Below are 9,501 nucleotides of genomic sequence, written 5' to 3'. Positions count from 1 at the left end.
TGCGGGGGCTCGCCCCCGCAAGAAACGGCGAAAGGGCGGGGTCGGGGACCCTCACCGCGAAGCGGAAACCGGCGCCCGCCGCAGCCACACCATCGCCGTCACCGGCAGGATCACCGGAATGAACAGGTACCCCATCCCGTAGTCCGACCACACGGTCGCGTCGGGGAACGCCCCCGGATCCGCGAGGGTCCACGTCCCCACCGTGACCACCCCGAGAAGCTCCAGCGCGCAACACACGAGAGCCGCCCGCCGAGCCCCTTCCCCACCCCGCACCAACGAGTACGTGATGAACGCGTACACCACAGCGGCGACAGCGGAAAGCACATACGCCAGCGGCGCGTCCCCGAAGTGCAGAGCCATCTGCACGAGGGACCGCGACGCCGCCGCCACGGTGAACACCCCGTACAGCCAGACCAGCAGTCGGCCCGGCCCCTTGCCCAGGCCCGCGCCGCCGTCGGCGGCGGTGGTGGCGGGTTCGGTCACGGTCAGCCTCCCCAGATGTCGTAGAGCCGTACCTCGAGCACGGCCAGGATGACGGCGCCGGCGGCCACGGTGGCGGACCCCCAGCGGGTACGTTCGGCGAGCGACATGAAACCGGCGCCCGGCACGCACGCGGCGGAGCCCAGGAGGTAGGCCACGAAGAGGGCCGTTCCCTTCACGGGCCGCTCGCCCCGGGACAGCTGCACCACACCGACGACCAGCTGGGCGAGGGCCAGGACGGAGACGACGGCCATGCCGATGAAGTGCCAGTCCTTGGTCGGCTGGTCACGGTAGGTGGCGTGGCCGCACCAGACGGCGAGCGCGAGGGCGGTCAACCCGACCGCGAGCGTCAGCGCGTCGATCACCGTGACCACCGGGCGACACGGGCGTGCGGATGGGGCGTGACAGGCATGGGACGACTTTAGACGGCCCCCGCGCGCCCGCCGCGCCCGGCCCGCACTGTCCACAGGGTGACCGGTAGTGTCCGCCATTCGGACAACCTTGGCCGGATCGCGCATACGTCTGTTTTACTTGCCGCATGACCACGACGAGCACCCGCATCTCTGCGACCGAGGCGATGACGACGCCCGGTGCTGCTCGTCGCATGTGTCGAATGTGTGACCGCTGAGGGCCCCCGTTCCGAGCCTCGCGCCCCGAAGCGAGACCCGTAGAGCCCGCGTTCCGACGACGGACCGCCCGCTCTCCACCCTCCGCGGCACCGGATCCCCCGTGACCAGCGCCGACGACGGCGCCGACGGGGTCCCACGCCGCGTTCCGCAATGAATTCCCGTGCGCAGGCGCCCCACAAGCCGCGCACTCGACAGTGACGGAAACCCCTGTGATCACCACTACGGGCCTGACAAAGGTCTACCGCTCACGCGGCCGCGAGGTCACCGCCCTCGACGGCGTCGACCTGCACGTCCGAGAGGGCGAGGTGTACGGCGTCATCGGCCAGAGCGGCGCCGGCAAGTCCACGCTCATCCGCTGCGTCAACCTCCTGGAGCGCCCGACCTCCGGCACGGTCACCGTCGCCGGCCAGGACCTCACGGCCCTCGCCGGCCGCGGCCCGCGCGCCGGCGCCGCCCTCCGGCAGGCCCGCAGCCGCATCGGCATGGTCTTCCAGCACTTCAACCTGCTGTCCTCGCGGACCGTCCAGGCCAACGTCGAGCTCCCGCTGGAGATCCTCGGCCTGTCCGGCAAGGAGCGTTCCCGCAAGGCCCTGGAGCTGCTGGACCTCGTCGGCCTCGCCGAGAAGGCCAAGGCGTACCCCGGCCAGCTCTCCGGCGGCCAGAAGCAGCGCGTCGGCATCGCCCGCGCCCTGGCCGGCGACCCCAAGGTGCTGCTCTCCGACGAGTCGACCTCCGCGCTCGACCCGGAGACCACCCGCTCGATCCTCCAGCTGCTGCGCGACCTCAACCAGCAGCTGGGCCTGACCGTGCTGCTGATCACCCACGAGATGGACGTCGTCAAGTCCATCTGCGACTCCGCGGCCCTGATGAAGGGAGGCAGGGTCATGGAGTCCGGCACCGTCGCCGAACTGCTGGCCACGCCCGGCTCCGAGCTGGCGGCCGAGCTGTTCCCCGTGGGCGGCGAGCCGTCCGGCCCCGACCGCACCGTGGTGGACGTCACCTTCCACGGCGACGCGGCCACCCAGCCGGTCATCTCGCAGCTCTCCCGCACGTACAACATCGACATCTCGATCCTCGGCGCCGCGATGGACACCGTCGCCGGCCGCCAGGTCGGCCGGATGCGCATCGAGCTGCCCGGCCGCTTCGAGGAGAACGTGGTCCCCATCGGCTTCCTGCGCGAGCAGGGCCTCCAGGTCGAGGTGGCGCCCGTGACCGCCGGCGCGGAGGCCGCGGCCGACGCTCTCCTTAAGGAAGGTGCCAAGTGACCTGGAACGAGATGCAGCCCCTGCTCCGCGACGGTTGTCTCGACACCCTCTTCATGGTGTGGTGGTCCGCGGTCTGGACGGTCGTGGGCGGCCTGCCGCTGGGCATCCTGCTCTATCTGACCGACCGCGGCGGGCTGCTCCAGAACGTCGTGGTCAACAAGGTCATCGGCGTGGTGGTGAACATCGCCAGATCCGTGCCGTTCATCATCCTGATCGTCTGGCTGATCCCCTTCAGCCGCATGGTCATCGGCACGTCGATCGGCCCGAGCGCCGCCGTCGTCGCCCTCACCATCGGCGCCATCCCCTTCTTCGCCCGGCTGGTCGAGACCTCCCTGCGCGAGGTCGACGGCGGCCTGATCGAGGCCGTCCAGGCGATGGGCGGCGGCACCTGGACGATCATCTTCAAGGTGCTGCTCCCGCAGGCCCTGGCCTCCCTCGTGGCCGGCCTGACCACCACCGTGATCGCCCTCATCGGCTACTCCGCCATGGCGGGCGCCGTCGGCGGCGGCGGGCTCGGCGCGGTCGCCATCAACTACGGCTACCAGCGGCAGGAGCACGAGCTGATGAACATCACCATCGTGCTGCTCGTCATCATCGTCACCGTCGTCCAGATCGCCGGCGACCTGACCGTCCGCCGCCTCGCCCGGCGAACCGGACGCCAGTCCGCCCCCGTCGGCCTGTGGCGCCTGCGCCGCACCCCGAAGGCCGCGGACGCCACGGCCGTCCCCGCCCAGCGCGCGGCCGACGAGCCGCAGCGCGCCGCCGACGAGCCCAAGGCGGCCGTCGACGCCCCCTGAACCTCCGCGGGGCCCATCGACGGCCCCGAGGACACCACGAGCCCGGACCCTTTGCCGGGCGGCAACACCTCGTGAGAACAAGAAAGAGGCACTCTTCGTGCGTACCACCCTCAAGCTCACCGCCGCCGTCGCCGCTGCCGCCGCACTCACCCTTGGCCTGAGCGCCTGCAGCGCCCCCTCCGACACCTCCTCGTCCTCCACCAAGAAGGGCAAGGACGCGGACCCGGCGGCCAAGCTGATCATCGCGGCCAGCCCCACGCCGCACAGCGTCATCCTCGAGTACGTCCGCGACCACCTCGCGAAGGACGCCGGGCTGAAGCTGGAGGTGAAGCAGTACAACGACTACAACGCGCCCAACACGACCGTCCAGAACGGCGAGGTCGACGGGAACTTCTTCCAGCACAAGCCGTACCTCGACGACTTCAACAAGAAGAACAAGACCGACATCGTCCCGGTCGTCAACGTCGAGATCGAGCCGCTCGGCCTCTACTCCAAGAAGGTCAAGAAGGTCTCCGACCTCGGTGAGGGCTCCACCATCGCCGTCCCCAACGACGCCACCAACGAGGGCCGCGCCCTCAAGCTGCTCGCCGACAACAAGGTCATCGAGCTCAAGGACGGCGTGGGCGCCTCCGCGACCCTCAAGGACATCAAGGACGACAAGGGCGTCAAGTTCACCGAGATCGAGGCGGCCCAGATCCCGCCGCGCCTCGACGACGTGGACGCCGCGATCATCAACGGCAACTTCGCCATCGGCGCCAAGCTCAACCCCGCCAAGGACTCCCTGGTCCTGGAGAAGGCCGACGGCAACCCCTACGCCAACTTCCTCGCCGTGAAGCGGGGCAACGAGCAGGACCCGCGCATCGTCAAGCTCGCCAAGCTGCTCAACTCCGACGAGGTCAAGAAGTTCATCGAGGAGAAGTTCAGCAACGGGGCCGTCATCCCGGCCTTCGGCCCCGCCAAGAGCTGACCGCCGGTACTCTCAGCCGTCTCGGCGGACGCAGGCCCCGCACACGCCACGCGTGCGCGGGGCTGCCGCGCTCTTGGCGCACCACAGTGGCCATACTGCATGCTGGTGCACCCGAGACCGGCGCGACCGCCGAGACGGAACCCGGCCACCCTCCCCGCGCCCGCAGGCGCGGGGGCCCCTCCGGCGTTGGAGCAGCGCATGACTTCCACCTTTCCGGACATCTCCATCAGTACGGACCGGCTGGTGCTGCGCCCGTTCGACGCGACGGACGTCCCCGCGCTCACCGAGATGATGAACGACGAGCTCATCACCGCGTGGACGTCCGCCCCACACCCGTACACCACCGCCGACGCCCGCGACTGGGTCCTCAGGACCGCCCCCGCCGAACGCGCCTCGGGACGCGGAATCGTCTTTGCGGTCACCGAGTTCCTCACCCACCGCCTCGTCGGCACCGTGCGCCTCCACCACACCGACTGGCACACCCTCTCCACCGAGATCGCCTACGTCACCGCCCCCTGGGCCCGCGGCGAGGGCTACGCCTGCGAATCCGTGCTCGCCGTCGCCCAGTGGCTCTTCCGGGACCAGAAGTTCGAACGCCTCGAACTCCGCACCGCCGCCGACAACACCGCCTCCCAGCAGGTCGCCCAGAAGATCGGCTGCATCAGCGAGGGCGTCCTGCGCAACGCCTGGATAGCGCGCAGCCGCACCGAGGACGGCGGCTGGACGGACATCCGCACCGACCTCATCGTCTGGAGCCTGCTCCCCGAGGACCTCGACGAGGTGCGCGAGCAGTACACCGGGGACGGCACCGGCTACGCCGCCGCGTTCCCCGGCTGGTCGCCCGGCTGGCGCTGACGCCCCCCGCGCCGGCGCTGACGCCCCCCGCGCGCAACCATCCGCCCCGCGGTCCGGACGGTGGTCCGGACCTGCCGGGGTACTCTCACCATGCCCGCCGCAGGAGCGGGTACCCCCGCTGTGGATTCCCCCCTTCGCGAGACACATCCAGGAGACAGACGACGATGGCCGACCGGGTCACGGTGATCGGATGGGACGGCTCACCGCTGACGGAGGCGGCCCGGTCCGCCGTGGGTGCCGCCACCCTCGTCGCCGGAGCCGCGCACCACCTGGCGCTGCCCGAGATCCCGCCCGCCGCCGAACGCGTCCGGCTCGGCAGCGTCGACCTCGCCGCCCGCCGCATCGCCCGGCACCGCGGCACCGCCGTCGTCCTCGCCGACGGCGACCCCGGCTTCTTCGGCGTCGTCCGCGCCCTGCGCGCCCCCGAGCACGGCCTGGAGGTCGAGGTCGTGCCCGCCGTCTCCTCCGTCGCCGCCGCCTTCGCCCGGGCCGGCATGCCGTGGGACGACGCCCAGATCGTCGTCGCCCACAGCCGCGACCTGCGACGGGCCGTCAACGTCTGCCGCGCCCACCCCAAGGTCGCCGTCCTCACCTCGCCCGGCGCGGGCCCCGCCGAACTGGCCCTGCTGCTCGGCCCGGTCCACCGCACCTTCGTCATCTGCGAGCAGCTGGGCACCGACCGCGAGCGCGTCACCGTCCTGACCTCCGACAAGGTCGCCGACCACGCCTGGCGCGACCCCAACGTCGTCATCGTCATCGGCGGCGCCGGGACGGGCCCCGACGACGCCCCCGCCCTCCCCGGCCAGCGCGCCGGCGGCTGGATCGCCGGCCGCGACCCCGGCCGGCTCCCCGGTCCGCGCGGCTGGGCGCTGCCCGGCGACGCCTACGGCACCGCCCTCGGCGAGGGCGAGGGCACCGAACTGCGCGCCGCCCAACTCGCCCGGCTCGCCCCGCGCGTCGGCGACCTCGTCTGGGACATCGGCTCCGGCAGCGGCGCCGCCGCCGTCGAGGCCGCCCGGTTCGGCGCGGCCGTCATCGCCGTTGACCGCGACGCGGACGCCTGCGGCCGGGCCCTCGCCGCCGCCCGCCACTACGGCGTCCAGCTGCAGGCCGTGCACGGCACCGCGCCGCACGTCCTGGAGGACCTGCCCGAACCCGACGTCGTCCGCGTCGGCGGCGGGGGAGCGCCCGTCGTCGCCGCGTGCGCCGACCGCCGCCCCGAAGTCATCGTCGCGCACGCCGTCACCCGCGACGAGGCGGAGGCCATCGGGAGGGCGCTCGCCGAGGGCGGGTACGCCGTCGAATGCACCCTGCTCCAGGCCGTGCGCCTGGACACCGCCGGCTGGACCGAAGCCGAGCGGTCCGTCACCTTCCTGCTGAGCGGCCGCCGTCCGCACCCGTGATCCCGGCCCGCCGCGCGGACGGTAGGCTGGCGGATCGTTGTGCGGCGGCTCGGTGTCAAAGACCACAGTCACCAATGTCCGGAACGCCCCTCCTTTTTGGTGGTGTGCAGGGCAGGGTGGCACCGGGACGGTACGCAACGTGCCGCGAGAGTTGGACGCTCGTTCTTGCTATGGGCGTGAGCGGTTGGAAGGAGCACTACCGATGGGCGAGGGGTACGCATGACCGACACCGGCCGGTTCCCGGGTGAGGGACAGCCGGAGAACGCAGGCGCGACGCCCGGGCACCCGCTCACCGCGGACGCCGCGGCTCCTGCCGACACCGGAATCCCGGCACATCCCGCCGTCCCGCAGGCGCCTCCCGGGCGTCCCACCACGGGGCCCTCCACGTACGCGTTCCTCGCCGACAGCGACCCCGCAGACGAGGACGACCTGCTCCTGATGCCGGGCGCCCAGGGCGCCTGGAGCGAGCAGCCGGTCCAGGGCGGCACCCACGAGACGGGCGGCCGGGACACCGGCGCCGCCGTCTTCGAAGAGGTCCGCACGGCCCCGGCCGCCCCCGCCGCGCCCCGCCGGCCGCTGCACATGGGCCCGCCCGACCCGTCGTCCAGCGGCGTCGTGCGCTCCCTCGCCGACCGCGGCCCGGCCGCGCCGCAGCAGCCGGTCGGCTCCCCGGTCCCGCACCCGCCGGGCTCCCCGGCCGCCGGCCCGGGGCCGGAGTACCTCGAGGGCTCGCAGGCCGACGCCGAGCCGGTGGAGCAGCCGGGCATATGGGATGCCCAACCGCAGCTCCAGGGCCAGGGTGAGGGTCATGGGCAGGTTCTCGGCCAGGGCCAGGAACAGCAAGGGGTGGTGGACGCGGCGGCCGAGGCCGTGGCGGAGCCGGCCGTCGCCTTCGTCCCGCCGCAGGGCGCGCCTGCTGACGGACCGTCAGGCGAGGCTGCCCCGGCGGCCCCTGCCGTCCCCGCCGCCGCTGCCGTCCCTGCCGCGACGGTGCCTGCCCAGGGCGCGCCGGTGGAGGCCGCGCCGGCCGACGCCGTGAGCGCCCCGCAGGAGACCGTTCCGCCGGCGCGTACGCCGGAGCCGGGGGAGATGGCGCAGCCGGAGCCGGTCGCGGACGCGGCCGTTCCCGCGCCCGCCGCTCCGGTGGACGCCGCCTCGGCCGAGGCCGCTCAGGCTCCGCAGCCGGTCGACGTCGTCGCCGCGCCCGAAGCCGCGGTCCCGCCGGCTGCCGAGGCCGAGACGGCGGTTGTCGCGGCGGAGCCCGCCGTCGGGGCGGCCGTGGAGGCCGGTACGTCCGCGCCGGCTGAGGCGCCGGTGACCGACGGGGCCGCTGTGGCATCCGACGCCGTGAGTGTGACGCCGGGGCCGGAGGCTCCGGAGGCCGCTGCTGCTACGGCTGAGGTCGTTGTGACCGAGGCCGCCATGACCGAGGCCGCGCCTGTGCCGTCCGGCGCCCCGGCGCAGCCTTCGGCAGAGGCTCCCGCTCAGGCCGATGGTTCGGCTTCGGCCGGTGCACCCGCTCAGGTGGACGCCCCTGCTTCGGCGGCTGCCCCTGCCGCCACCGACGGGCTTGCCCAGGCCGACGGTTCCGTCCCGGCCGGTGTTCCCGGTCAGGTGGACGCGCCTGTTCAGGCCGACGGTTCCACCTTGACCGGTGGTCCGGTACAGGGCGACGTGGCGACCCAGGCGGACGCGTCCGTGCCGGAGAGCGCGCCTGCGCCGGCTCAGGCCGAGGGCTCCGCTTCGGTAGCGACCGACGCGGTGGCTCCGGCGGATGCCTCCGTGTCGGCGGATGTGCCCGTGCCGGCCGATGCTGCCGTCCCGGCCGGCGTTCCGGCTCAGGCTGCGGCGCAGCCCCAGGTAGGTACGCCCGCACCGGCTGACGCGCCGCCGGTTCAGGCCGATGGCTCGGCTGGCGGTGCTGTTGAGGCCGGTGCGTCGACAGTGGCCGATGTGGTGGCTCAGGCGGATGTCCCCGCGTCGGGGGGTGCGCCCGCGCCGGCTGACAGTCCCGCCCCGGCCGCTCCCGCTCAGGCGGACGCGTCCGTACCGGTCGACGTGCCGGCCCAGGCCGACGGCTCCGTTCCGGCCGGTGCGCCGGCAGTGATCGACGTGGCGGCCCAGGCGGATGCCTCCGCGCCGGCGAGTGCGCCCGTTCCTGCCGATGTTCCGGCTCAGACTGCGGCGCAACCCCAGGTGGACGCGCCCGCACCGGCTGACGCGCCGCCGGTTCAGGCTGATGGCTCCGCCCCGGCCGGTGCGCCGGTGGCGACCGAGGCGGCGGCCCCGGCGGACGCGTCCGCATCGGCCGACGCCACCGTCCCGGCTGCTGACGCGCCTGCCGAGACCGTTGCTTCCGCCCCGGCAGACGCTCCCGTCCAGGCCGAGGCACCGCTTCAGGCGGACGCGCCCGCTCCCGCGGATGCGTCTGCTCCGGCAGACACCTCAGCCTCGGCCGACCCGTCGGCCCCGGCCGGCGACCCCGCTCCGGCAGGTGCACCCGTCCAGGCCGACGCCGCCGCCCCGGCTGATGCCGCCGCTCCGGCTGATGCCGCCGCTCCGGCCGACGTACCGGCTCAGACCGACGCTCCCACCCCGCCCGGCGCTCCCGTCCCCGCCGACGCACCCGCCCAGGCGGAGACTCCCGCCCCCGCAGGGGCTGTTGCTCCCGCGGAAGACGCGGGCCCCGCAGGGGCTGCCGCCCCTGCCGAAGCCGTCGCCCCCGCGGAGGCTCCCGCCGCCGCGGGAACGACAGTGCCCGCCGGAACGATCGCGCCCGCAGGAACGACCGCGCCCGTTGAGAACGCCGTGTCCGCCCAGGACACCCCGCCCATAGAGAACCCCGTGGCTGCCGAAACCGCTGTGCCTGCTCAGACTTCCCTGCCCGTCGAGGCCCCCGCGCAGGCAGAAACCCCCGCGCAGGCAGAGGCCGTCGAGACGGTCGTGAACCCCGCCGTGACCGAAGGGGCGCCCGCCGCTCCCGAGACGGTCGTGACCCCCGCCGCCCCGGCGCCGACCGCCGAGGCAACGGCCCCCGCGGAGAACGCTGTTCCGGCCCCGTCCGCCGAGCAGGCGACCGAGGCGCCCGCCGCGGTCGCGGCCGGC

At 73.8% G+C, this 9,501-nt stretch carries 7 protein-coding genes and 1 pseudogene; 6 read left to right on the top strand and 2 right to left on the bottom strand.

Features of this window, described 5'->3' with window-relative positions:
• Positions 1 to 51: 51 nt before the first annotated feature.
• Positions 52 to 483 carry a hypothetical protein gene (locus JNW98_RS31910; protein WP_223771793.1) on the bottom strand — a complete coding sequence of 144 codons (432 nt, stop codon included), beginning with the start codon at positions 481 to 483 and terminating at the stop codon, positions 52 to 54.
• A 2-nt stretch (positions 484 to 485) separates the two neighbouring features.
• Positions 486 to 845, bottom strand: coding sequence for a hypothetical protein (locus tag JNW98_RS31905; protein WP_223771792.1), 360 nt, complete (start codon positions 843 to 845; stop codon positions 486 to 488).
• Positions 846 to 1,318: 473 nt separating this feature from the next.
• Here JNW98_RS31905 and JNW98_RS31900 point away from each other — a divergent pair, with 473 nt between their 5' ends.
• The 6 genes and pseudogenes from JNW98_RS31900 to JNW98_RS31875 form a co-directional block, all read left to right on the top strand.
• Positions 1,319 to 2,374 (top strand): methionine ABC transporter ATP-binding protein, encoded by a 1,056-nt coding sequence (locus JNW98_RS31900; RefSeq protein WP_223771791.1) that lies wholly within the window; start codon positions 1,319 to 1,321, stop codon positions 2,372 to 2,374.
• Positions 2,371 to 3,171, top strand: a complete 801-nt coding sequence (locus tag JNW98_RS31895) for a methionine ABC transporter permease (protein WP_223771790.1) — start codon at positions 2,371 to 2,373, stop codon at positions 3,169 to 3,171. The genes JNW98_RS31900 and JNW98_RS31895 overlap by 4 nt, the downstream gene beginning before the upstream one ends.
• 97 nt (positions 3,172 to 3,268) lie before the next feature.
• The gene (locus tag JNW98_RS31890; RefSeq protein ID WP_223771789.1) at positions 3,269 to 4,138 is read left to right on the top strand and encodes a MetQ/NlpA family ABC transporter substrate-binding protein; all 870 of its coding nucleotides are present in this window, start codon (positions 3,269 to 3,271) and stop codon (positions 4,136 to 4,138) included.
• A 198-nt stretch (positions 4,139 to 4,336) separates the two neighbouring features.
• Complete coding sequence (locus tag JNW98_RS31885; protein WP_223771788.1) at positions 4,337 to 4,993, top strand: GNAT family N-acetyltransferase; 657 nt, start codon at positions 4,337 to 4,339, stop codon at positions 4,991 to 4,993.
• 164 nt (positions 4,994 to 5,157) lie between these two features.
• The gene (gene cbiE, locus JNW98_RS31880) at positions 5,158 to 6,396 is read left to right on the top strand and encodes a precorrin-6y C5,15-methyltransferase (decarboxylating) subunit CbiE (RefSeq protein WP_223771787.1); all 1,239 of its coding nucleotides are present in this window, start codon (positions 5,158 to 5,160) and stop codon (positions 6,394 to 6,396) included.
• A gap of 615 nt (positions 6,397 to 7,011) precedes the next feature.
• A pseudogene (locus JNW98_RS31875) lies at positions 7,012 to 9,501 on the top strand (hypothetical protein); the annotation flags it as partial.

The sequence above is a fragment of the Streptomyces huiliensis genome, assembly GCF_020037025.1.
Classification (GTDB): domain Bacteria; phylum Actinomycetota; class Actinomycetes; order Streptomycetales; family Streptomycetaceae; genus Streptomyces; species Streptomyces huiliensis.
The sequence above is the reverse complement of the archived record's forward strand: the minus strand, read 5'-3'. Positions and strand labels throughout refer to the sequence as shown.

Bases quoted from the DNA above. Each gene is read 5' to 3' on its own strand.
- cbiE (WP_223771787.1), top strand. From the start codon at position 5,158: ATGGCCGACCGGGTCACGGTGATCGGATGGGACGGCTCACCGCTGACG.
- JNW98_RS31885 (WP_223771788.1), top strand. From the start codon at position 4,337: ATGACTTCCACCTTTCCGGACATCTCCATCAGTACGGACCGGCTGGTG.